Below are 24,538 nucleotides of genomic sequence, written 5' to 3'. Positions count from 1 at the left end.
CCAGACTTTAGACCTCTTCCGTCTATAGCTGGCGGTGTATTTTTGCCTTCTGCGTTAAGGCAGGACATTTCCGGCTGCGCGGTAAATCTCGTACCATTCTTCGCGGCTGAGGGTGATGCTTGAAGCCTTAGCGATGTCGAGCAGGCGGGCGGTGTTGGTGGTGCCGACAATCGGCTGCATTTTGGCCGGGTGTCTGAGCAGCCAGGCAATAGCGATCGCGGTGTCGGCTACTCCTTTGTCCCCGGCAATACGGTTAATGACTTCGTTCACCTTAGGGAACTTCTCGCTGCCCAGGAATACGCCTTCGAAGAAGCCGTACTGGAACGGAGACCATGGCTGGATGGTCATATCATGCAGGCGGCTGTACTCCAGGATTCCGCCGTCGTGGACTACGGAACCGGCATTGGTCATGTTGACGTTGAAGCCCGAATCAATCATTCCAGTTACCATGATGCTGAGCTGAAGCTGGTTGAACAAAAGGGGCTGCTTGACGTTCTTCTTCAGCAGCTCAATCTGTAACGGGTTCTGGTTGCTGACACCGAAGTGCTTGACCAGCCCTCTGCTCTCCAGATTATCGAAGGCTTCCGCCACTTCCTCCGGCTCCATCAGGGTGTCAGGACGGTGCAGGAGAAGGACATCTACATAATCGGTCTGCAGCCGCTTCAGGCTGTTCTCTACTGAACTCACGATATGCTCCTTAGAGAAGTCGAAGAAGCCGTTACGGATGCCGCATTTGGCCTGAATCATCAGCCGGTCGCGCATTCCGGGATTTGCCGTCAGTACGTTACCGAATACTTCCTCTGCTTTACCTCCGGCATAAATATCTGCATGGTCGAAAAAGTCTATGCCCACCTCAAGGGCGCTGTGGATATGGGTTTCAGCCTCTTTGGGCGACAAATCAGCGATCCGCATACAACCGAGGGAAATCTCGGAAACCTCAAGTGCGCCGTTAGCTACATTAATTCTTTTTACCATTAATTATTCACTCCTTAAATGAAGGTATAGTGTAAGCTTAGACCTTAGAGTTAGGTGTAAGTCAATAGAATCATAGAGTGACTGTTCATAGAAACGGATTGATGGTACTTTTACTATATAGATGAGGCCGGCAACGGCTGGCAGAGAGGAGCTTGTACGGATGGGATACAGTATCAAAACCATAGCACAAAAAAGCGGACTGAGCCAATATACGCTGCGTTACTATGAACGGGAAGGGGTATTGCCGGTTGTGGGGAGGGATGCGAACGGCAACCGGTGCTTCAATGACGAGGATCTGGAGCTGATCTCGTTAATCTGCTGCCTGAAGGATACCGGTATGGCTATCGCCGACATTAAGCAATTCATTGCGTTCTCGCAGGAAGGCAAGGACCGTCTGCCAGATCAGCGCAGACTGCTGCAGGAGCATAAACAGCATATCGATGAGAAGATCAAGTTCTTTCAGAGCTTTGCCCGGAAGATTGACCATAAGATCGCTTATTTTGCATCGTTGGAGAATGAAGCGAAAGCCTCCGGAAACCATAAAACCGTCTGAAAAGTAAGTTATCTGCACGGAAGTTGTGATCCGCTTCTTGGAGCCGGGGCGAACTTTGGGTAGAATAAGGAACAGATTCACTTCAAGAAGATGAAGGAGGACACTATAATGTCAGGCAATGAACCTAGTCTGGATTGGCTAAGCGATGTATCTGTATTTCAGGTGAACCGGTTGGAAGCGCATTCGGATCACCGCTATTATAGAACGATGGAGGAAGCGGAGAGACAAGCCCCCATGGCGCTGCGTTACTCTCTGAACGGAGACTGGAAATTCAGTTATGCGGTGAATGTGGCAGCCCGTGTTAAGGATTTCTATAAGACGGAATATGATACGAGCGGCTGGGGGAACATCCAGGTGCCGGGTCATATCCAGCTTCAGGGGTACGGCAGGCCGCAATATGCGAATACGATGTACCCCTGGGACGGTCTGGATGCTGTAAGGCCGCCGGAGATTCCGGTGAGCAGTAATACGGTGGGCAGCTATGTGAAGATGTTTGAGGTGCCGGCAATTATGGAGCAGGGGCCGGTTTTTATTTCTTTTCAGGGCGTAGAGGCGGCTTGTTATGTCTGGTTGAACGGGCACTTCGTCGGCTACAGTGAAGACAGCTTCACCCCTGCGGAATTCGAATTGACACCCTATCTGCAGGAAGGAGCCAATAAGCTCGCGGTTGAGGTCTATCAGCGCTGTACGGGGAGCTGGCTGGAGGATCAGGATTTCTGGCGGTTCTCGGGGATTTTTCGCGAGGTGTATCTGTATACGGTTCCTGAGCTGCATGTACAGGATTTGCGGATTCAGGCGGGGCTGGATGCTTCCTATGAGAAAGGCAAGTTAACAGCTGAGCTTCGTATGGCAACTGAGGCTGAGGCAGTGATTCGGGTGGAGCTGAAGGATGCAGCAGGCGCTGTAGTTGCGAATACAGAAGGACGAGCTGTGGCGGGTAAGGTGGCTCTAAGCTTGGATGCGGGCAAGGTATTCCTGTGGAGCGCGGAGAATCCTTACCTGTACAGCGTCTGTATCTCTGTATGTAATGGCGAAGGGGAGCTGGTGGAGGCAATTGTGCAGCGGGCGGGCTTCCGAACCTTCGAGCTGAAGGACAAGCTGATGCTGTTGAACGGCAAACGGATCATGTTCAAAGGTGTCAACCGCCACGAGTTCAACCCCCGCACGGGCCGCAACATCTCCAGGGAAGATATGATCAAGGATATCATCATCCTGAAGCAGAATAATATCAACGCGGTGCGGACCTCGCATTATCCGAACCAGACGCTCTGGTATGAGCTGTGCGATGAATACGGGGTGTATGTGATTGACGAGATGAACCTGGAGTCCCATGGCTCGTGGCAGAAGATGGGCGCCGTTGAGCCGTCCTGGAACATCCCCGGGGATAAGCCGGAGTGGGAGGGGATTGTCATGGACCGGGCGGTATCGATGCTGGAGCGCGATAAAAACCATCCGTCGATCCTGATCTGGTCCTGCGGCAATGAATCGTATGCGGGCGAGGTCATTCTGAAGGTGTCCCATTACTTCCGTAAGGCTGATCCGGGACGGCTGGTGCATTATGAAGGAGTCTTCCATAACCGCAAATATAATGACAGCAGTGATATGGAGAGCCGGATGTATGCCAAGCCCGCCGACATTGTAGAATACCTGGAGAATCAGCCGTATAAGCCGTATATCAGCTGTGAGTACATGCATGCTATGGGCAATTCGGTAGGGGGACTCCATAAATATATCGAGCTGGAGAACCGTTATCCGCTGTATCAGGGCGGCTTCATCTGGGATTACATCGATCAGGCGCTGGTAGCAAAGAACCGTTACGGTGAAGAGTATCTGGCGTATGGCGGGGATTTCGATGACCGGCCAACGGACTACAGCTTCTGCGGAAACGGGATTGTGTTCGCTGACCGGACGATCACGCCGAAGATGCAAGAGGTAAAGTTCCTCTACCAGAATATCCGGCTTGTTCCTGAACGGGATGCGGTGACAGTGGTCAACGGGAATCTGTTCGAGGGGACGGGGCGGCTGCTGCTGGAGTTTCGGTTATTGAAAGAGGGAAGGGAGATTTTCAAGGGGCAGAAGGAGCTTGCGGTTGCGGCTCAGGAAGAGGCGAGAATTACGTTAGAATTGCCAGATGTGTCAGCAGTTCCAGGGGAGTACACTTTGGCTGTAGGTCTGGTGCTGAAGGAAGCCGAGCTATGGGCGGAGCGGGGGTTCGAGACTGCTTATGGAGAGCATGTCTTCCGGGTTGAAGCAGCTCGCGCAGAAGCGGCCGGGGCAAAAGCAGGCGGAGAAACGGCGCTGTTGCCTGCGGCAGCGGAGTTCCGCGTGATTGAAGGGGATGTGAACATCGGGGTCACCGGGCGCGGCTTCTCCGCCTTGTTCTCTAAGCAGGCGGGCTCTCTGGTGTCGCTCTGCTACGGGGGGCGCGAGATGATTGCGACTCCGCCGGTTCCATTGTTCTGGCGGGCAACGACTGACAATGATAAGGGGACTGCGCTGGGGTACCATGCCGGCGGCTGGTTCGCAGCCAGTCTGGCCCGCCAGTGCACAGCGGTCAGCCTGCACACCGAAGCAGACCGGGCTACGGTCAGCTTCGATTATGCCTTCAGCATCAGCAGTGAGCTGAAGGCAAGTATTCAGTACACGGTCCATGCCGATGGCAGCGTCCGTGTCCGCATGGTCTACACCGGGGCAGACGGTCTGCCGGATGTTCCGGTGGTGGCGGTATCCTTCCGGATGTCGGCAGACTACGAGGCCTCCGAGTGGTATGCCCGCGGACCGGAAGAGAACTACAGTGACCGCGCCTATGGAGCGCGGCTCACCCGCTTCCGGCGTAAGGTGACGGAGCTGCCGTCACCGTATCTGGTGCCGCAGGAATCCGGCAACCGGACGGGCGTCCGTGAGGTGAGCATCACGGACAGCCGGGGGTATGGGCTGCAGGTTCAGGCGGCTGCAGGCCAGCCGCTGGAATGTACGCTGTCACCGTATACAGCGTTCGAGCTGGAGCAGGCAGCACATGCTTATGAGCTGCCTAAGGTGCACTACACGGTTGTCACCCTCGCGGCACAACAGATGGGTGTGGGCGGGGATGACAGCTGGGGAGCGCCGGTGCATCCGGAATACCGGATCGCAGCGGGTCAGCCGCTGGAATTCGGGTTCACGCTGACGGCGGCATTGCCGGAGGCGTAATAACCCCTAAGTAAACAGGCCATCAGCGTATGCTTCGCTGATGGCCTGTTTCATGAGAAGCGCTGCCGGTATTCGCGCGGCGACAACCCCTCCAGCTTCATGAAGCTGGAGCTGAAGTAGGAGGATTGGTTGAAGCCCACCTCTTCGGCAATCCGGGCGATCGGGAAGCTGGTCTGCATCAGCAGCAGCTTGCTCTGTCCGATCCGGTAGCGGAGCAGATATTCCATGGGTGAACAGCCATATACCTTGTTCATGCAGCGGGCAATATAGACCGGATGGAAGTTGAGGCTGTCTCCCAGCATGGCGGTTGTAATCTCTTCACGGTAGTGGGTGCGGAGATAGGAGGCGGCCTGTTCGGCACATAGGGTGGTCTGGGAGCTGCGGTGCTCTGGATTCACAGAAGCAGCCAACTGCTGCAGGAGATCCTGGAAGAGGAGCTGCTGCCGGAAGCGGACGGCTTCGAGGTGGGCGGTGGCCTGCAATTGTGTGAGCTGCTCCAATACCCCGTAAGCTCTGTCCGGCAGAAGCAAGTTAACAAACTGGGATAACACCAGATTGAAGGAGCTGATATCGAATAGAGAAACGGGAAGCTCTCCTGCAGTCTCATTCGGGTTGCCGGAAGCAGGCAATGTCACGGATAAAGCAGGCAGGTCATGGAAGGTCTGAAAGTGAAGCCAATGATAGGCCGTCTCTTCCTTGCAGCCTTCGGTTCCAAAGTGGTGGCAGTCGGGGCGCAGGATCAAGGCATCGCCTGCCTTCACGGTGAACCGCTGCTCCTCCTCGCCAATATACAGGCATCCCTGCTGGACAATGAGCAAATCAAATACCTTGATCTGCTGGCGGCTCCGGTGTTTATAGCCGGGCTGGCAGTGATTGAGGCCGCTGGCTATATAATGCGGCAGGGGAGGGATGCGGAACAGAAGCGGGTTCATGGGCTGGCCTCCTGAAGAAAAGTTTGGATATTGAAAGTTTAGGTTGGAGAATTAGTACATTTTCCAGAGTATATCACCTATAATTTATTACAGGCAAGTTTAAATCGTAAGGCTACGGATAGGTCCTGTGCGACCACCCGAATTCCCCCGGATTGTTCTCCTTAAGGAGTACTCCGGGGGCTTATTTGCGTTGAACTTGCGATTACTGCACAAATGTATGATAAGTGCACAGTGCGGTTAGCCGTAATGTACAGGAATATCCCGAAGCTTCACTGTTCAGCCGCAGGAGACTTCTTCTATACTCAGGTCATACAAGTCATACACTTGGCTTAACGAAGCCATAGGGGCCATTAAGGACGGAGGCTTCGGACCCAGTGACGCGGCAACTTATCTATAGGCATAGGAGAGTGAAGGCTTTGAGACACCGCAAACGCAAGACCGGTATGCCGCTTGTCGCCCAGTTTCCCCTGAAGGGAACAAGCGGGCTGTCCCCGCAGCTTGACTCCGGTACCCGGAAGAAAAGGAAGAAGGGCTTCGTGCATGAACTGGTCCATAACCGGATTCTGTTCCTGATGCTGCTGCCTACGCTGTTGTTCTTTCTAATTAACTCGTATTTTCCGATGGTCGGGGTCTATTATGCATTCACGCAGTTTGATTTCAATTCCGGGCTGTTCGACGCTCCCTTCGTAGGGCTGAAGAACTTTGAATTCCTCTGGAAGTCCGGCACGCTGGTGAAGCTGACGCTCAATACGATCGGCTACAATCTGGCTTTTATTTTACTGGGGAATGTACTGGCGATTATCTGTGCGATTCTGCTTAGCGAGCTGCGGGTGAAGTGGTTCAAGAAGCTGACCCAGTCGGTTATGTTCCTGCCATACTTCGTATCGTTCGTTATCTTAAGCGTTATCGTCTACAATGTGTTCAATTATGATAACGGTTTCTTGAATACGCTGCTGACGCAATTCGGGGCGAATCCTGTGGATGTCTATAATAATCCGGTCATCTGGATTTTCCTGATCATTCTCTTTTATCTCTGGAAAAATCTCGGCTACAGCATGGTCATCTACCTGGCATCCATCACGGGCATCAGCGAGGAATATTATGAAGCGGCCAAAATTGACGGTGCCCACATTTTCCAGCGGATATGGTATATCACGGTGCCGATGCTGAAATCGACCTTCGTCATGCTGCTGCTGTTCTCGCTGGGGAGTATTATGAAGGGGCAGTTTGACCTCTTTTACCAGCTGATTGGCAATAACGGGGTGCTGTACAATACAACGGATATTCTTGATACGTACGTGTTCCGCTCGCTCAAGGTGACCTTCGATGTCGGGATGGCAACGGCGGCCGGCCTGTATCAATCGCTGTTCGGCTTCTTCCTGATTATGACGGTCAACTATATCATCCGTAAAATAAATGACGATTACGCCTTGTTCTAGGTTGTGCGGAATCTGCTGCGTAAAGGAGAGAAAGAGCATGCAAATCAAAGACGACTCGTACACCAGGCTATTGCAGGGAGTAGCTTATACGGTAATTATACTGGGCTCCTTAGCCTGTCTGATTCCGTTCCTGCTGATTATTTCGGCATCCTTGACGGCTAATGAGTCCATCATTAAGGACGGTTATCATTTCATCCCGGCGCAGTTCTCGCTGGAGGGCTATAAGACGGTATTTACTTTTCCCGATGAGGTGCTGCGGGCGTATGGGGTGACGCTGTTCACTACGGTTACGGGGACGACGCTGGGACTATTCTTCATGACGATGGCCGGTTATGTGCTGGCCCGCAAGGATTTCAAATACCGCAATACCTTCTCGTTCTATATTTACTTCACGACCCTGTTCGGCGGGGGGCTGGTTCCCTGGTACATTATGATTACCAAGTATCTGCATCTGACCGATTCTTATGGGGCGCTGATCTTCCCGGGGCTGATGACGCCGTTCCTGATTATTCTGATGAAGAATTTCATCCGCTCGGCGGTGCCGGAGGAGCTGTTCGAATCGGCCAAGATTGACGGGGCGGGGGATTTCAAAATATACTGGCGCATTGTGCTGCAGCTCTCGATGCCCGGGATTGCTACGGTAGGCCTGTTCCTTGCACTGGCTTACTGGAACGACTGGTTCTCCTCGTCGCTGTTCATTAATGATCCGCATAAGTATCAGCTGCAGTTCCATTTGTATAATGTCATCAACTCGGCATCCTTCATCGCCAATATGGGCGCGGGTACCGGGGTCAGCTTAGGCAGTGATCTGCCCACAGAATCCACCAAGATGGCGATGGCGATTGTGGTCACGGGGCCGATTCTGTTCCTGTATCCGTTCATCCAGCGTTATTTCGTGAAGGGACTGACGATCGGAGCGGTCAAAGGTTAGAACCATGTGGCAGATTGTACCTTTACCGTACAGCTGCTATATCGGCTAACATAGAGTCACACACAAGGGCGGTATGCTTCCAGGGAAAGAACAGCATGAGGAGCGTCAGGGAAGCATGGTCTTACAACAAATTCTAGGAGGGTTCATTCATGAGAAAGAAAGCAGGCAGACGATCTTTGGTTACGCTTACAACCGGATTGCTCGCTCTATCGCTCCTGGCCGGCTGCGGCGGGGGGAACAGCAATGGCAACACCGGCAGCAGTGCCGGGAAGGACGGCAACGCAGGCACACCGGCTGCATCAGAGGGAGCGGCGAAGGCAGCGGATACCGGGATCGACACCTCGAAGAAGGTGGAGCTGCAATTCTATATGCTCGGCGATGCTCCTAAGGATCTTCCGGCCATCCAGGCTGAAGTCAACAAAATGGCTGAGGCAGACCTGAACGCCACGGTGAAGTTCAACTTCACGAGCTGGACGGATTGGGATCAGAAGTACAAGCTGCTGCTGTCCTCCGGGCAGGCAATTGATCTGATTTTTACGGCAGACTGGACGCAATATCAATCCTATGCGAAGCGAGGTGCCTTCCTGGCACTGGATGATCTGTTGCCTAAGGCGGCTCCTGAGCTGCAGAAGTTCGTCCCCGAGAAGATGTGGGAGGATGTTAAGGTTGACGGTAAAATCTACACGGTTCCGGCGACCTTCAAGGAGTATGTAACCAACGGGTTCGTCTACCGCGAGGATCTGCGCAAGAAATACAATCTCCCGGAGCCCAAGGACTTGGCCAGCTATGAGGCCTACATGGACGGCATTGTCAAAAACGAGCCGGATATGATGCCGATGTCCCTCAACAGCGATGTGGGCAACAATCTACATTATATCTACACAGAGCTGCATAAAATGGTTGGAGCGCTGCCGTACGGCATGGGTGTGAAGTATGATTCACCGGCTACGGTCTACTCCTACTGGGGCTCCGATGAGCAAAAAGAAGAGCTCAAGATGATGAAGCGCTGGGCCGATAAAGGCTTCATTCCGAAGAATGTGCTGAATATTAAGGATACGATGCAGGACCCGGTCACTTCAGGTAAAGCGGCCAGCATGTTCGGCGACAACCCTAACCGGTTCAATGATATGAAGATGAAGATCAGCACGACCCACCCGGATTGGGAGCTGGCGTATTCTCCTTTCGGCCTGACAACCGGCTATGCAACCCCTGTGCATCCGATTCACAACGGGTTCGCTATTCCGAAGAGCAGCAAGAATCCGGAGCGGGCGCTTGCCTTCTATCAGAAGATGGTGCTGGACAAACGCTATAATCAGCTGACGCAATACGGCATTGAAGGCAAGAACTACACGGTGGAAGACGGCTATTACAAGCTGGTCGGCACCAGTACCTCCAATGGCTTCACCCGGGAAGGCATGAACGGCTGGGCGTGGAGAAATCCGGAGTTCATGCTGTTCGACAAGGGCTTTGACGGGGTCAAGGCGATCTTTGATGAGCTGGATAAAATCCAGAAGCCGGACCTGTTCCTGGGCTTCGCGGAGGACTACAGCTCTTATCAGGCAGAGAAGGCTGCGCTTGAGCAGGTAGAGAAGCAGTACCTGTTCCCGCTGGAGGCCGGACTGGTGGATGATGTGGATAAGGGCCTGGAGACCTTCATGCAGAAGGCGAAGCAGGCGGGTCTGGAGAAGATTCAGGCGGAGTGGACGAAGCAGTGGGAGGCTTATGTTGCGGAGAAAGGTCTTAAGTAAGAGGGGAGCCCCGGGAGCCGAATGGCTTTTGGGGCTTTTTTTGCTGTATTAGGGGGCTTGGGCGCTTGGGGGGACGCTCCGAAAACGGAATGATGTTCCGATCGCTGTTGTGTCCGGATTTTTTTGATTTTAACCTTAGCGGTGAAAATCCGGACACAAAGGCGAACGCTCCGCTTCTCCACATTCATTCCGTTTTCTCCGCTGTTTAAGCGCTATCCACACTTACACCCGCCACACAAAATGCCCCGTCACCCAGACGGCCTCCCGGGGCAGGGGGAAGAGCAGAAGCCCGTCTCCATGGATCTGGAGACGGGCTGATGTTGTTGTTCCACATCTAAAGCGTAACAGAGCAAATGCAAGGTGCCAAAACACTGGCTTGGTGTTCCACCAAAGCGGAAAAGCGAACAGCGAAAGGCAGGCTTGGTGTTCCACCAAAGCGAACAGCGAACAGCGGGCTTGGTGTTCCACCAAAGCATGGAGCGGCTCGATTTCTAAAATCCTGCATGAATTGCAACATTCGACACTCTAAAACTGGCTCAAGGTAGGAATTGTTGCAGAAAAGTCAGCAATTCACTTGAATTCGGCGGATACTTGAGCGAGTTGTTGCATTTGGTGTAAGCGTGTTGATTTCCCATAAAAAGGGACAAAAAAGGCCGCCATTTCGGGTAATGGTAAGTACGACCAAACCAAACCGAAATGAGGCGACCTCATGAATAAATATACCCCATTCTTGGCCGTGTTCAAACAAGTATTAACTTCGGAAGAAGTCCAAAAGGTAAGCGGGCAAACCAAGGACTACGAGGATACGGGAACCAAAATGACCGTCGGTGTGTTGTTCGACTACTTTGTCCAAGCCTGCTACCACCAATGGGATGGCTTTCGTCAAAGTGCTCGGGTGGGCTCGAACTACGGTTTGCCCAAGGTTCATTACTCCACCCTTTCGGGCAAAGCCGGTGAAGTGCCTTACGATATCTTCAAGCGTTTGTTTCAAATGCTCGTCCAGAAATGTAACCGGCAAACCCGGCGGCACCTGAATCTGCCTAAAGATCTGCTGCTGATTGACTCTACGACGGTTACGGCAGCCAACTCCCGCATGTCTTGGGCTCCGTATAAAAAATTTAGAGGTGGCATTAAACTGCACGTTGCTTTTTCGCAGGGACAGCATTCACCCGTGAAGGTGGTCGAATCGATTGCCCGGCGTAATGACGCTCCATTTGGAGAAGTCTTGGCCGATAAGGACTACCTTTTAGTTCAGGATCGGGCGTATGGCAAAATCGGTCGATTGGATCAATATGTGCAGCAAGGTCAGTCCTTTGTGATTCGTCTGAAAGACAACCTCCATTTGGTGATGCCGCGAAAGCTTCGGCGACCGGCGGAGGGAGACACCCAAATCGTACGCGATATCACCTGTTATATTGGTCAAGGGAAACACCAATCCGCCCAGCGCCACCGCGTCGTTGAATTTGAAAATGACCGGGGTGAAGTCGTACGTGTCGTGACCGATTTGAGAAAAGAGTCCGCTCAGGTGATTGCTGAAATTTACAAAGCACGATGGGAGATTGAAGTCTTTTTCCGCTGGGTGAAACAGCATTTGAATGTCCCATGTCTATTTGGAACCACCGAAAATGCAGTATATAGCCAATTGTTTGTGGCCCTTACCGCGTATGTGCTTCTGAAATACATTTTTGATGAAATTCATCCGAAGGTACCGGTCTTTGCTAGGCTGACTCTTTGGGAATTTATGCAGTACTGGCGTATATTTAATCTTCCGCTGGAGTGGCAGATTCAGTTGAGTCTGCTCAGGCGTAAAGATCATATAGGTGTTTTTGAAATCCCATAATATAGGTAATCAACACGCCTGCATTTGGTGCAACAATTCAACTAAATAGCTAAGGATAGGGGCTCCAAGTTGCAGTATCTGCAACATTTTGATCAGGCTAGTTTGTTTAAACCCCTAACTCATCCGCACACTCTTTAGCCGCCGGTAATCGGTAGGCGTCGTACCGAAGCTGCGCTTAAACATCCGGTGCAAGTAGGAGCTGCTGGTGAAGCCGCAGCGCTCGGCTATCGCGGTTACGGGCAGGTCAGTGTTCTCCAGCAGGGCACAGACCTCGCGCATCCGCACCTCAAGGATGACATCGACGATGCTGTTCATGGTCTGCTGCTTGTAGAGGCGGCTGATATAGATGGGTGACATATCCAGCTCATCGGCGATCTGGTTCAAGCTCAGATGAGGCTTCATGTAATCCTCGTTGATCTTGGCGTTGATCTGGCAGATGAGGTCGTGCAGCTTGGTGTTCTTTTTGCCGGCCAGCTGCTCCTGCAGGGTACGGAAGAGGGCGGCGAAGGCCTCCTCCAGCTCGTCTATCGTCTCGACAGCTTCCAGGCTGGGCAGCTCGGCCATTCCATCAATTTGTAAGCGGTTACGCTTCTGGATCGAATTTACGATCTCTCTGACGGTGACGCTGAGCCTGGACACGGTTAACTGTGCGGTCTGATAAGGGAAGGCCCCGGTCTCGCGGATCATCGCGCTGAACTGCTCGGCGGCATCCGTCAGCTTGCCGCTCAGCAGCGCATCCGCCAGTTTTTTCTCCTTGTCCGCCGGATAATGATAAGTACTTGAATCTAGCGCACAGATGTCCCGGGCATTAAGGATACAGCCATGTCCATAGAACAGGCGGTGATTCGACGCCTCACGGACCTGCTGATAGAGCTGATGCAGCTGGCTGGCATTACGGTCAATATGGCTGTAGGTCAGGGTAAGGCTGATCTTCAGATAATCGGAGCAGGCCTGCTGAATCTGCCGGAGGAGGGCCTCGATCAGGCCGGTATCCGTATATTCCACGGGATCGATAATGTTCAGCAGCACCAGGATTCCGTCATCGTTCATATCCACGGTCTCCACGCGGTAGGTCTGGCCGCAGATTTCGGAGGCGATGTTCATGATGGCGAACTTGGAGGCCAGCAGATACGATGAGCGGGCTTCCCGGAACTCCTGGTAACGGTCAATCCGCAGTAGGATCAGCCGGTAATCATCATTGAAGGTGAAATGAATGCCGAGCTGGCGCAGCTTCTCGACCTGCTGCATGGACTGCAGCGGCTTCAGGCCGAGGATCAGGTCCCGCAGTGTATTTTGCCGGATCATGAACATGCTGTCCCGCTTCTCAGTCTCCAGAATATGCATCTCGCTGACAATCCGGTTTATCGGCAGGTAGAGGCTTTTGGACATGATCCAGGAAAGGCCTATACCGGCCACCAGTACTAGACCTGCGATTAGCAGGGTGGTGTTACGGATATTGTTAGTCTGCTTCGTAATGATCTCATACGGCGTAATTCGTACATACTGCCAGCTTAAATCATCCGGTGCTGTATAAGAGATTAGCGAGTTCACGCCCCCGAAGGGAGCGATGAAATACCCGGCCTCCCGGCCCTTGATCCGCTGCTCGATGAATTCCTCTTCCTCTGGAGTAAGCTCCTGCTGCTTCAGGCTGTTGCTGGACAGGAAGGCACCCTGATCATCCAGAATATAGGTTGCGCTGGTGGAGTCCACGGGGCTTGCGATCTCTTTGTTAATCCACGGAGCTGAAATATTCACAATCACTGCCGAATTAATCGCCCGGTCCCAGCCGATGGCATCCAGACACAGGAAAGTATAGGCACGGACCTGGTCGTTCTCCTGTGCACCGTTGGAATAGACTCTAGGAATAGGAGTGAACGCCTTATAGTTCTGGTAGTGGCTCAGGATATCCAGAATGGAGGTATCGACCAGCTCCTTTTCGGTATACACACCGTTCTGGCCATGGGAGGAGGCAACATACAGCTGCCCGCCCTTGGGATTATATACATAGATGGATTCGATATAAGGCATAGAGCTCAGATAGTTGCCCAGCTCGGACATGGCGGCGGTGACATCGTAGATGTCCGGCTTATCGTAGAACACAATTTTGGAGATGGTGCTGTTGCGGTAGATTTGAAAAGAAAGCGATTGCGCAGCATCCGTCATGTTCACGACCTCCCGGCTGGTTTGTGTGAGGTTGCCGAGATCGGACTGGAAGGTCTGTTTCTTTTCTACGCCGATATAGTAGTTGTAATAAATGATGGTGGAGACCAGAAAGGTTAAGGAGACGCAAAGCGTAATGCTCACTAGCAGTCTGCTGTACAGTGCGCGTTGATTGCCGATCTTGTTCAGTCTCATCCAAGTAGCCCCCCTGACTCACTGTGTATTCTTGCGGGTACCGTCCTTTGTCTTAAATGTTCATAGTACGATTATAAGCTCCAGCCTATGAACAGGACAGTGGAACAAGCTTACAACAGTGAACTGGCCGGACCCCTGCACAGTGAACAAATACAAGATTCGTGTACAAAAGCTACTTGTGACAGGGGATGGGACTATTCCCTATATAACTCTGCTCTGAATACGGAAGGTGCGCGGGGAGAGGCCGATCTCCCGTTTGAACATATTGCAGAACTGGGCGTCGTTGACGAATCCGGCTGCAGCCGAGACCTCGGAAATATGCATTTGGCTGTGCAGGAGGAGCGACTTGGCATAATCCAGGCGTTTTAGTAAAAGATAACGGTGGGGGGAATGCATGAACCGCTCCTTGAACAGATGCCGGAAGCGGTCGTAGCTGTAGCCGGACATCTCTGCCAGCGAGGCCACCGAGAGCTTGTGGCGGTAATGCTCGTCCATATAATTGAGCACATACTGCATCTGATCCTCTGCCGGGGAATGGAAACCTGAGGCGCTGAGCAGCCGCTGGAGGTAGACGGTAATTTCACTCATCTGCAGATTGAGCAGCTCGCTGAACCCGTCGCGCTTACGCTTGAACTCGGCGTTCATCCGCTGCAGGGTCTGTAGTACGGTGTGCTCTTTATCGTCGTCAAACACACCGGACAGCGAATTAATCACCGGATTGCCGCAGTGAAAGCCAACGAACAGCACCTCCGGGCTGGGCTGGTGATTCTCATCATGCTTAAAGCCTGCCGGAATGAGGGCGAAGGTAGAGGGCCGGAAGTGGTAGCTGCGCTGGCCGATGCTGCAGGTGCCCTGGCCATGGATATAATAGACAAGCTCGAAGCACTCATGCTGATGCGGAGGGATATAGGTACCCGCTTCATGTTCTGCATTTACAATATATAGGACACGATCCATGATGAGCCTCCTTTGTTAGTCATTTAGCCGAATCGTACAAAAACATGACCGAAAATATATAAATATTTATGTTTTCATTTGATATGATCTTATCAATAAAACCGAAGATTCTCAACTGGACTGGCCATCTTGTTCGGATATTTTACGGTTTTTTAGCGAAATGTAACATGAAATGTTTGGTTTTCAGAGTAAATTGCTTATTTTCAGAATTTCAACAGTCGCTTATTCATGCTGCCCGATTCGATGAGACCAACAAAACGTGTAATTGGGATTTTATGCTATTCAGCAGGGTGGATCTATTACAAATAGGGGTGTGAACTTAGAAAATGAAAAAGAAAATGCTCACTTTAATGTTACTGGCAGTTATGGTACTGGTCGCTGCATGCGGAAACAACAAATCCGGTAATGGAAATGGTGCGGCAGCAACTCCGGGGACGAATGCGGAAGGCGGCGGCGCGGCTGCGGGGGACAAGCTCAAGGTGGTGCTGCTGATTCCGGGGACGCTGGGGGACAAGTCGTTTTTTGATGCGGCGAACAATGGTCTGCAGAAGGTGAAAAGCGAGCTTGGCGCAGAAACGAAGGTTGTGGAAATGGGCGCTGACAAGACGAAATGGGAGCCGACTTTTAATGATATCGCTGCTGAGGATTGGGATGTGGTCATCTCCGGCGGCTCGGAAATTACAGAAATGTTCAATGCAACGGCTGAAGCGAATCCTGATAAAAAATTCATCAACTATGACACCGACATCGAGGAAGCGCCTGCTAATATGTACAATATGTCCTACTCGACCAATGAGGTCTCCTTCCTGGCCGGAGCGGCTGCGGCGCTTGCTACCCAGTCCGATATGCCTAATGCCAATAAGGACAATGTGATCGGATTCCTGGGCGGAATGGATATTCCCGGCATCAATGCTTTCCTGGTCGGTTACATTCAGGGAGCACAGTATGTTGATCCGGAAGTGAAGGTAGCTGTCTCTTATGCCGGAGATTTCGTAAACCCTGCCAAGGGCAAGGAATTGTCGCTGATCCAGTATAACTCGGGTGTGGATATTATCTTCAACGTAGCGGGCGGTACGGGCCTTGGCATCTTCGATGCAGCGAAGGAAAAGAACAAATATGCAATCGGCGTCGATTCTGACCAGGCGATGCTGCTGAAGGATACAGATAGTGTGAAAGCCAACCTGATCGTTACTTCTGCGATTAAAAAGATTGATTCGGCCATCCTTGGTGCAGTGAAGAAACTGCAGGACGGCACGCTTGAAATGGGTAAACGTGATGTGCTTGGCTTCGTTGAAGACGGCGTAGGTATTGCAGAGAACGAGATCTACAAGGCGGCATTCCCGGCGGAATTGCAGACCAAGATTGAAGAAGTGAAGCAGAAGCTGATCAATAAGGAAATTAAGGTGGATAACGCAATGGGTATGGAGACTTCTGAAGTGGAAGCGATCCGTAATGCCGTTAAACCTTAAGGACATGAATCTAACTTTGGTTGAAAGGCGTTGATGACCCATGGCAAATGCTCTGCTGGAAATGCGGGGAATCACCAAAGTGTATCCGAACGGTGTGGTTGCCAACAAGGATGTTGAGTTCTCTCTGCGCGAAGGCGAGATCCATGCGATTGCGGGTGAGAACGGAGCCGGTAAATCGACTCTGATGAAAATTATGTTCGGAATGGAGAGCCCGAGCGAAGGCGGGCTCTATATCCGGGGAGAACAAGTGAAGCTGCAGTCCCCGCAGGACGCGATTGACCGCGGCATTGGTATGGTGCATCAGCATTTCATGCTGGTGCCTTCTTTTACAGTGGCGGAGAATATGGTGCTGGGTATGGAGCCGAAGAAGGGCGTGGGCTTCAATTATGCAGAGGCCGTACGTCTGACGGAAGCAACTGCGCGTAAATATAATCTCTCGGTGAATGCCAAGGCGAAGGTGGAGGACCTGAGCGTCGGCATGAAGCAGAAGGTAGAAATTCTGAAGGCGCTGGTGCGCGGGGCCAAAATTCTCATCCTTGATGAGCCGACAGCGGTGCTGACTCCGCAGGAGACGGAGGAGCTGTTCCATGAGCTGCAGCAGCTTAAGGAGCAGGGACACACGATTGTGTTCATCTCGCACAAGCTGAAGGAGGTCAAAGCCATCTGTGACCGGATTACCATCATGCGCGGCGGGCGGAGTGAAGGCGTCTTCGAGACCAAGGAAGTAACGGAGCAGGAGATTTCGCGGCTGATGGTCGGCCGGGATGTGGTGCTGAAGTATGACAAAAGCGATCTTCCCTACGGCAAGCCGGTGCTTGCGGTGGAAGGGCTGAGCGTCTCAGACAGCCAGGGCAAAGCGCTGCTCTCCGAGATCAGCTTCTCGGTCCGTGAAGGCCAGATTGTCGGCATCGCCGGCGTTGAAGGGAACGGACAGACGCAGCTGATTGAGGCGCTGACCGGGGGCCTGCGCGGGGTTGGCGGCAGCGGGTCGGTAAAGGTGAAGGGGAAGGATATCCGTGAGCTGGATATTCTGGACATCCGCAACCTGGGGGTATCCTATATCCCTGAGGACCGGATGCGCCAGGGCTCTGCCGGAGAGGCCAGCATTGCTGACAATCTGATCTCCACGCGCTACCGCCAGAAGGATATGAATAAAGGGCCATTTCTGCACGGGTCCAGAATTGCTGCGCTGGCCTCTGCGCTGGTGGAGGAATTCAAGGTGCGGTGCTCCGGTCCGCAGCAGCCGATCGGCATGCTGTCCGGCGGTAACATGCAGAAGGTGGTCGTAGCCAGGGAGTGTTCCACGAATCCGCAGCTGTTGATCGCCGAGCAGCCGACCCGCGGCGTTGATATCGGGGCTGCCCAGTTCATTCACCAGAAGCTGCTGGAGCTGCGTTCGGCCAACTGTGCGACGCTGCTGGTATCGGCAGATCTGAATGAAATTCTGGAGCTGAGCGACAGTCTTCTCGTGATGTACGAGGGCCAGATTGTGGCGTATTTCGAACATCCGTCAGCAGTCGGTGAGGAAGAGCTGGGGCTCTACATGCTGGGAATTAACCGGCAGGACAAAGAGCAGACCGGGAGGGCCGCAAATCATGTTTAAAGTCAAATATTTCGAGGCGATCCGCACAGCGGCGGTCATCGTCATTGCACTTATTATCGCGTTCCTGATCATCTCGCTGGTCAGTGACCACCCGGTGAAGACGATCGGAATCTTCCTCTGGGAGCCGTTGTCCACGAAGGGCCATATCGGCAACGTCATTGAAATGGCGATCCCGCTGATGTTCACCGGACTTGCGGTCTCACTGCTGTTCCGGGCCAATATGTTCAACCTGGGGGCAGAAGGAATCTTTTATTTCTCCGGAGTGGTGACTACTGCACTGGCGATTCATCTCAGCCTGAACAGCTGGTTCCATCCGGTAGTGGCGATTCTTGCAGGCTCCATCGTGGGGGCGCTGCTCTCGGCCATCCCCGGTATTCTCAAGGCAAAGTGGAATGCGAACGAGCTGGTGACCTCTCTGATGTTCAATAACATCCTGTTCGGGGTGGGGCTGTACCTGCTGAACTATCATCTGCGGGATGCCAAGGCGTTTGCCAACGTTTCTTTTAAGTTCGAGAAAACGGCCCAGCTCAGCAAGCTGTTCCCAGGGACGCGGATTCACACCGGACTTATTATTGTGCTGGTGCTTATCGTATTGGCCCATCTGTTCCTCTACAAGACCAAATGGGGCTACGAGCTGCGGATGACCGGGGTTAACCGGCAATTCGCCCGTTATTCGGGGATGAAGACAGCCAAGGTGATCATTCTGGTCCATCTGATCGCCGGGTTCATTGCCGGTATGGGCGGCTCAGTGGAGGTGCTCGGGATGTATAGCCGGTTTCAGTGGACCTCCTTGCCGGGCTACGGTATGGATGGTGCGCTGGTGGCCATGCTGGCCAAGAATAATCCGTTCTCCGTCATTGTCTCGGCGCTCTTCCTGGCCTATATCCGCATTGGCGCCGACATGATGTCACGTCTTTCCGATGTGCCGTCCGAGATGATCTCGATTATCCAGGCTGTCATTATTCTGCTGATATCCGCTGAGCAGTTCCTCAAGTTCTGGAAGAACCGCATGCTGCTGAAGGAGGCGAAGGAAGCATGAACAGTCTGCTGAATGTCATACTGACCACAGATTTTGCCTTCTCTGTCCTGCGTGTAACTACGCCTATACTGTTCGCTGCACTGGGGGCGCTGATCTCGAACCGTGCCGGCATCATCAACATCGGGATGGAAGGGATCATGCTGGTCTCGGCGCTGGCCGGGGTTATCGTGAGCGCCTATACGCAGAGCGCCTGGGTGGGACTGCTGGGGGCGGTGCTGTCGGGAACGCTGATTGCGGGGATTCTGGCTTTTTTCACCTTAAAATTCAAGACCCATATTATTCTCGGCGGGGTGGCAATCAATATGTTCGCTTCCGGCGGTACGGTCTTTATTCTGTATCTGCTGAGCGGCGACAAAGGATCTTCCACCTCCTTAGCGAGTAAAGTGCTGCCGAGTATAGATATTCCGCTCCTGAAGGATATTCCGGTGCTGGGTCCGATTCTGTCGGGGCACCACATTCTGACGTATTTCTCTATACTGTCAGTGCTCGTAGTTTATTATCTGCTCAACCGTACACCGCTGGGACTGCGAATCCGCTCTGTGGGCGAGAATCCGCATGCAGCCCAGTCAGTAGGCGTCAGTGTGGTCCGCATTCAGTACAGCGCGCTGCTGCTCAGCGGCTTCTTCGCCAGTCTGGGCGGAGCCTATATGTCGATGGGCTACCTGTCGCTGTTCACCCGCGATATGATCGCCGGCCGGGGCTGGATTGCCATCGCCGCTGAATCCATGGGCCGCAGCACCACCGTGGGTACAGCGCTGACCTCGCTGCTCTTCGGCGCAGCCGACGCGCTCTCCAATGCTCTGCAGGTGCTGAAGATTCCAGCCGAGCTGATCGCTACGCTGCCTTATGTCGCGACAGTCATCGGTCTGATTATCTACGCCATCTCCGAGACACGGAAGAAGAATAAGAAGCTTAAGGCGACTGTTACCAAATAAACAACAAATAGTAAAGATCAACCTACAAAGGAGCGACAACGAATGCCAACACCTATCATTATTGACTGCGATCCGGGGCATGACGACGCGATTGCCATTCTGCTTGCGCTGGCACATCCGGGAGAGCTGGATATCCGGGGGATTACAACTGTTGGCGGCAACCAGATTCTGGATAAAATCACCGACAACGCGCTCAAGATTCTCAGCTTTGTAAATGCAGATATTCCGGTAGCCAAGGGTGCGGCGGCGCCGCTGCTCGGCAAGCTTGTTACCGGGGAAGAAGCCCACGGGGAGTCCGGCATGGACGGCCCGGCGCTGCCGGCGAGCAAGTTCAAGCCCATAGAGCAGGGAGCAGTAGAATTCATGCTGGAGATTATCCGCGCCTCGGAAGAGAAGATCACCCTGGTGCCTACCGCCCCGCTGACGAATATCGCTCTGCTGATTACCGCTTACCCGGAAGTGAAGGAGCGGATCGAGAAGATCTCTCTAATGGGCGGCGGATTGGCTTACGGCAACGTGACCCGGACAGCGGAGTTCAATATTTATGTGGACCCGGAGGCGGCGCGGATCGTTTTTGAATCCGGTATTCCGATTGTCATGAGCGGACTGGATGTGACGGATAAGGCGGCGATCTTCGAGGAGGAGATTCAGGAGCTTAAGACGCGCGGCCCCGTGTCTGTCATGGTTGGCGAGCTGCTGGATTTCTATTCGATCTACGGGAAGAAAATGGGCTTTGTCGGCAATGCGCTGCATGACCCTTGCGCGATTGCCTGGCTGCTGCACCCTGAGCTGTTTGAATCCGAGCACCTGTATGTAACGGTAGAGACCGAAGGCAAGCTTACCCGCGGTATGACCGTGGCCGACCGCCGCAAGAAGCCGGACCAGCCTGCGAATACGGAGGTACTGCTTGGCGTAGACCGAGAAGCCTTCATCAAGCTGCTGTTCGATTCGTTGGAACGGTTAGACCGGCAGCTGGGGTCTCCGGCAGGAGAAGCCTAGCGGATGGCGGGCTGGGAACGTCTGCAGGAGACGGTAAGGTTCGAGCTGCAGCAGCGGATCGAGGAAGGCTGCCAGCCGGGCAGCCTGGCGGAGAAGCTGGATGCAGCCGGGAGCGACGAGGACAAGCTGATGGAGGTATACCGGGAGCTGATGGCACTTCCCGTGGACGGAGGCTTCCCTTACCAGGAGCCGTCGGATCTGGAAACGATCAGACAGCTTCGCCCTGAGGGGCCGCGCAAGCTTGCGTTGGACTGGACACCGGACCAGTGGAGAGACAGATTCTACGGCGCCTGGCTCGGGCGCAGTGTAGGCTGCGCGCTGGGCAAACCGCTGGAATATTGGGACTATCTGTACGGGAAGGACGGCCGGACCGGCTGGGAGAATATCGAGCTGTGGTTCCGCGGTGCGGATGCCTGGCCGATTACGGGCTATACCCCGGAATTCTCTACGGCCCGGGAGGAGTACGGACTCGGATTAAGCGACTGGTCTTTCACCAGCACACGCGAGAAGATCAGCTACATGGAGAGCGATGATGATATCCGTTATACCGTGCTTGGCCTGATGCTGCTGGAGCAAAAAGGGCTGAACTGGGACTCCTGGGATATCGGCAAGCTGTGGCACGGGCACCTGACCTACAGTCAGGTCTGTACGGCGGAAACACAGAGCTATATGAACTTTGCTCAGGAGACCTCCCATCTGCACGGGGAGAAGCCGGCGGATTGGCCGCTGCGGCAGGAGCGGGTACGGATGCATCTGAATCCGTACCGGGAATGGATCGGTGCAGCAATCCGTGCGGACGGCCTGGCTTACGGGGCGGCCGGACATCCCGAGCTGGCGGCAGAGCTGGGCTGGCGGGATGCCTCCTTCTCACATGTGAAGAACGGGATCTACGGCGAAATGTTCAATGCAGCGATGATCTCAGCGGCATTCGCGGGTCTCAGTAATGAAGAGATTGTGCAGATTGGCCTGAGCGAGATTCCACAGACGAGCAGACTGGCTAAGGATGTGCTGCGGGGCGTAGAAATTGCACAGCAGGCAGGCAGTGAGCGTGAACTGGTCAGTACCCTCTGGAACGAGTTCAGCCATTACGATCCGGTGCATACGAACAACAACGCAGCCATTGTGGCCGCCTCGCTGATCTACGGCGGCGATGACTTCGAGAAAGCTGTGGTCACCTCCGTATCAGCCGGAATGGATACCGACTGCAACGGGGCCACCGTCGGCTCTATTATGGGAGCGAAGCTGGGGGCTGCCAAGCTGCCGGTCCAATGGACCGCACCGCTGAACGACCTGCTGTATGCAGACCTGCCAGGCTTCCACCCGATCGCCATTTCTGAGGTCGCGGAGCGCAGCTATCAGGTGTTCCTGAAGCTGCGGGCGGAGCTGGGAGAAGCGAAACAGGGATAATATAGATACTAATTATATTTGAGCACTCTTATGAAGTCGCCTCGCACCGGATGTTTTCAGGGGAAAACATCCGGTGCGGTTGGGCGGCTTTTTTGTTTTTGCGTGCCAGGACGCAAGCATTATCTAGTTGGTGCAAGTCCAATCCATGAAGGCACCAAGCCACCTTTGCAGCTAATACTGCATGATAGAAGCAACCGATGCTGAAATCTTGCATGAATTACAACAAAGTCAGCGCTAACTTGCCTCTATACACTGGGATTCCTGCAAATGATGCAACAATGTACTGCAGTCCGTAACATTTTTAGAGAAATCCTGCATGATGTACAACAACTGCGAGGAGCGGTTCCCATAAGGAAATCCAAATTGGCAGCGGCCGGAAATCCAAATATTCACAGCAGCGACGACCATGCATCGAGTTCAAATCTGAAGTGCGTCTGATATAGATATGGGTCAGATATCCGCTCAAGTTAACATTCACAGGATTGAACTTGTATGTTAGCATTACTTGTAATTCAATAATTACCAAATTTAGATGATTGAGATGGGGGCAGAGCTCATGCTGAAAGTCATGATTGTGGACGATGAACCTTGGGTTCTGGAAGGACTCAGGACGATGGTGAACTGGGAGAAATCCGGATTCGAGGTATGTGCTGAAGCGCTTAGCGCCGGGGAGGCGCTGCGGCAGATCCGGGAGCACAGGCCGGATCTGCTGCTGACGGATATTAATCTTCCGGTGATGAGCGGCCTGGAGCTGATTGCGGCGGTGAAGGAGACGGTGGACCCGCCGCCACGGTTCGTGATCCTGAGCGGGTATGACGATTTCAACTATGCCCGGATCGCGCTGCGTCATAAGGTGGACGGCTACCTGCTGAAGCCGGTGGATGATGAGGAGATTGAGGAGCTGCTGGGGAAGATCCGTGCTATTATCCAACATGAAACCGCTTCCAGAGTAGAGGGGCAGAAGAAGCACAATATCCTGGTACATAACCTGATCAGCCGTTGTGTCCAGGGGGATTGGAGTGAGGAGCTGGAACAGGCCGCCTCCGGTCTGCTGGGGCTTCAGCCTGATACAGAGCTGCAATGCATTCTCGCTGCTGCCATCTCAGGTTCAGGCACGGTGAGCTTGAACGAAGGGGATACTGAAGGCTTCCCGGATCACCTGGGCTATGTGTTCCACGATCCGGCCGGAAGGGCCGGACTCCTGGTTCGCTCAGCCGGACTCTCTCCGGAAGCGCTGGAGGCGGCCGCCACCCGGGTGCAAAAGGTGCAGGCAGAGAAGCTGGGGGTTCCGGTGGCTGTAATGATCAGCGGCCGGGGGAACGGCCTGCGCTCCATCCAGGAGCTGTACACCCAGACGCTTGAGGTCTGGGGGCTCAAGTACCGGAAGGAGCGGGGCGGGATTTTCTACTACAACGATCTGCGTACGGCCCGCTTGTCCCCTGAATTCATTGGCGGGCACTTTACACGTGTGCTGAATGAGGTGAAGGAAGGGGTGCCGGATAGAATCAGGGCTGCTGCCAGGGAAGCCTTCGCAGCTATGACTGCCAAGAGGGTGAGCATTGAAGCTGCACAGGCCGAGGTAGCCCATCTGGAGATGACCTTATGCCGGAGCATTACCGAGATGCAGGGAGATCCCGACCAGATCATGTGTGCGATGCACAAGGAATATGGCAACCTGGGCGGACTCACGGATTATTACAAGCTCAGTCTGTATGTGGACCGGCTTTGTCTGGAGACAGCGGCGTACCTCACCGAGCTACGGGCTAATAACGAGGGGAACACCATCTATAATGTGATCCAATACGTGGATCTGGAATTCCGCAGCAAGCTGCAGCTCCAGGACCTTGCCCGGCAGTTTCATATGAATTCGGCTTATCTGGGCCAGTTGTTCCGCAAGGAGACGGGGCGCAGCTTCAGCGATTATCTGAATGAGAAGCGGATTGAAGCAGCCAAGAGCCTGCTCAAGCGCACGCAGCTCAAGATATCGGATATCGCGGTGCAGGTGGGCTTTTCCAATACCGATTATTTCATCGACAAGTTCAAGAATAAGGTGGGTTCATCACCTTCGGTGTACAAGAATGCCCACAACAATAAACAGTTGTAAGTGGAAACGGCTTTGCCGTCCTGTAAAAGACGGTACCGTTTCAGCGAGAAATAGAAGGATAAT

17 protein-coding genes are annotated in these 24,538 nt (G+C 53.5%); 13 read left to right on the top strand and 4 right to left on the bottom strand.

Annotated elements, in window-relative coordinates:
• Positions 1 to 54 precede the first annotated feature (54 nt).
• Positions 55 to 975: an aldo/keto reductase gene (locus NSS83_RS14275; RefSeq protein ID WP_341183949.1), complete on the bottom strand. Its 921-nt coding sequence runs from the start codon at positions 973 to 975 to the stop codon at positions 55 to 57.
• Positions 976 to 1,135: 160 nt separating this feature from the next.
• Here NSS83_RS14275 and NSS83_RS14270 point away from each other — a divergent pair, with 160 nt between their 5' ends.
• Positions 1,136 to 1,528 carry a MerR family transcriptional regulator gene (locus NSS83_RS14270; RefSeq protein ID WP_341348471.1) on the top strand — a complete coding sequence of 131 codons (393 nt, stop codon included), beginning with the start codon at positions 1,136 to 1,138 and terminating at the stop codon, positions 1,526 to 1,528.
• 108 nt (positions 1,529 to 1,636) lie between these two features.
• Complete coding sequence (locus NSS83_RS14265) at positions 1,637 to 4,717, top strand: glycoside hydrolase family 2 TIM barrel-domain containing protein (protein ID WP_341348470.1); 3,081 nt, start codon at positions 1,637 to 1,639, stop codon at positions 4,715 to 4,717.
• Between the two features lie 50 nt (positions 4,718 to 4,767).
• On the opposite strand, the gene NSS83_RS14260 is transcribed toward NSS83_RS14265, so the two are convergent.
• The gene (locus tag NSS83_RS14260) at positions 4,768 to 5,649 is read right to left on the bottom strand and encodes a helix-turn-helix domain-containing protein (protein WP_341183952.1); all 882 of its coding nucleotides are present in this window, start codon (positions 5,647 to 5,649) and stop codon (positions 4,768 to 4,770) included.
• Positions 5,650 to 6,092: 443 nt separating this feature from the next.
• On the opposite strand from NSS83_RS14260, the gene NSS83_RS14255 reads away from it, so the two are divergent.
• The 4 genes from NSS83_RS14255 to NSS83_RS14240 all read left to right on the top strand — a co-directional run bounded on the left by NSS83_RS14255 (position 6,093) and on the right by NSS83_RS14240 (position 11,607).
• A complete protein-coding gene (locus NSS83_RS14255; protein ID WP_341185211.1) occupies positions 6,093 to 7,088 on the top strand; it encodes an ABC transporter permease subunit in 996 nt (331 codons plus the stop codon).
• A gap of 37 nt (positions 7,089 to 7,125) precedes the next feature.
• A complete protein-coding gene (locus tag NSS83_RS14250) occupies positions 7,126 to 8,019 on the top strand; it encodes a carbohydrate ABC transporter permease (protein WP_036700398.1) in 894 nt (297 codons plus the stop codon).
• Positions 8,020 to 8,168: 149 nt separating this feature from the next.
• A complete protein-coding gene (locus NSS83_RS14245; RefSeq protein WP_341183953.1) occupies positions 8,169 to 9,767 on the top strand; it encodes an extracellular solute-binding protein in 1,599 nt (532 codons plus the stop codon).
• A 709-nt stretch (positions 9,768 to 10,476) separates the two neighbouring features.
• Complete coding sequence (locus NSS83_RS14240; protein ID WP_341182832.1) at positions 10,477 to 11,607, top strand: IS4 family transposase; 1,131 nt, start codon at positions 10,477 to 10,479, stop codon at positions 11,605 to 11,607.
• A 114-nt stretch (positions 11,608 to 11,721) separates the two neighbouring features.
• Here the strand turns inward: NSS83_RS14240 and NSS83_RS14235 are convergent, their stop codons facing one another.
• Together NSS83_RS14235 and NSS83_RS14230 are read right to left on the bottom strand one after the other, a co-directional pair.
• On the bottom strand, positions 11,722 to 13,962 hold the full coding sequence (locus NSS83_RS14235) for an AraC family transcriptional regulator (protein ID WP_341348469.1): 2,241 nt from the start codon (positions 13,960 to 13,962) through the stop codon (positions 11,722 to 11,724).
• Positions 13,963 to 14,163: 201 nt separating this feature from the next.
• Positions 14,164 to 14,919: an AraC family transcriptional regulator gene (locus NSS83_RS14230; protein WP_341183955.1), complete on the bottom strand. Its 756-nt coding sequence runs from the start codon at positions 14,917 to 14,919 to the stop codon at positions 14,164 to 14,166.
• A gap of 326 nt (positions 14,920 to 15,245) precedes the next feature.
• On the opposite strand from NSS83_RS14230, the gene NSS83_RS14225 reads away from it, so the two are divergent.
• The 7 genes from NSS83_RS14225 (at position 15,246) to NSS83_RS14195 (ending at position 24,475) form a co-directional block, all read left to right on the top strand.
• Complete coding sequence (locus tag NSS83_RS14225) at positions 15,246 to 16,388, top strand: BMP family ABC transporter substrate-binding protein (RefSeq protein WP_209994128.1); 1,143 nt, start codon at positions 15,246 to 15,248, stop codon at positions 16,386 to 16,388.
• Between the two features lie 40 nt (positions 16,389 to 16,428).
• Positions 16,429 to 17,991, top strand: coding sequence for an ABC transporter ATP-binding protein (locus NSS83_RS14220; RefSeq protein ID WP_341348468.1), 1,563 nt, complete (start codon positions 16,429 to 16,431; stop codon positions 17,989 to 17,991).
• Complete coding sequence (locus tag NSS83_RS14215; RefSeq protein WP_341183958.1) at positions 17,984 to 19,030, top strand: ABC transporter permease; 1,047 nt, start codon at positions 17,984 to 17,986, stop codon at positions 19,028 to 19,030. The genes NSS83_RS14220 and NSS83_RS14215 overlap by 8 nt, the downstream gene beginning before the upstream one ends.
• Positions 19,027 to 19,965: an ABC transporter permease gene (locus tag NSS83_RS14210; RefSeq protein WP_341183959.1), complete on the top strand. Its 939-nt coding sequence runs from the start codon at positions 19,027 to 19,029 to the stop codon at positions 19,963 to 19,965. Before NSS83_RS14215 ends, NSS83_RS14210 begins: the two co-directional genes overlap by 4 nt.
• A 42-nt stretch (positions 19,966 to 20,007) precedes the next feature.
• A complete protein-coding gene (locus tag NSS83_RS14205) occupies positions 20,008 to 20,964 on the top strand; it encodes a nucleoside hydrolase (protein WP_341183960.1) in 957 nt (318 codons plus the stop codon).
• A 3-nt stretch (positions 20,965 to 20,967) separates the two neighbouring features.
• Positions 20,968 to 22,371, top strand: coding sequence for an ADP-ribosylglycohydrolase family protein (locus tag NSS83_RS14200; RefSeq protein WP_341348467.1), 1,404 nt, complete (start codon positions 20,968 to 20,970; stop codon positions 22,369 to 22,371).
• Positions 22,372 to 22,927: 556 nt separating this feature from the next.
• Entirely contained in the window at positions 22,928 to 24,475 is a 1,548-nt protein-coding gene (locus tag NSS83_RS14195) for a response regulator (RefSeq protein ID WP_341348466.1), read from the top strand.
• The last annotated feature ends 63 nt before the right edge of the window (positions 24,476 to 24,538 follow it).

The organism is Paenibacillus sp. FSL H3-0469, from assembly GCF_038051945.1.
GTDB lineage: Bacteria > Bacillota > Bacilli > Paenibacillales > Paenibacillaceae > Paenibacillus_AQ.
This window is presented reverse-complemented; position numbering and strand designations above follow the sequence as displayed.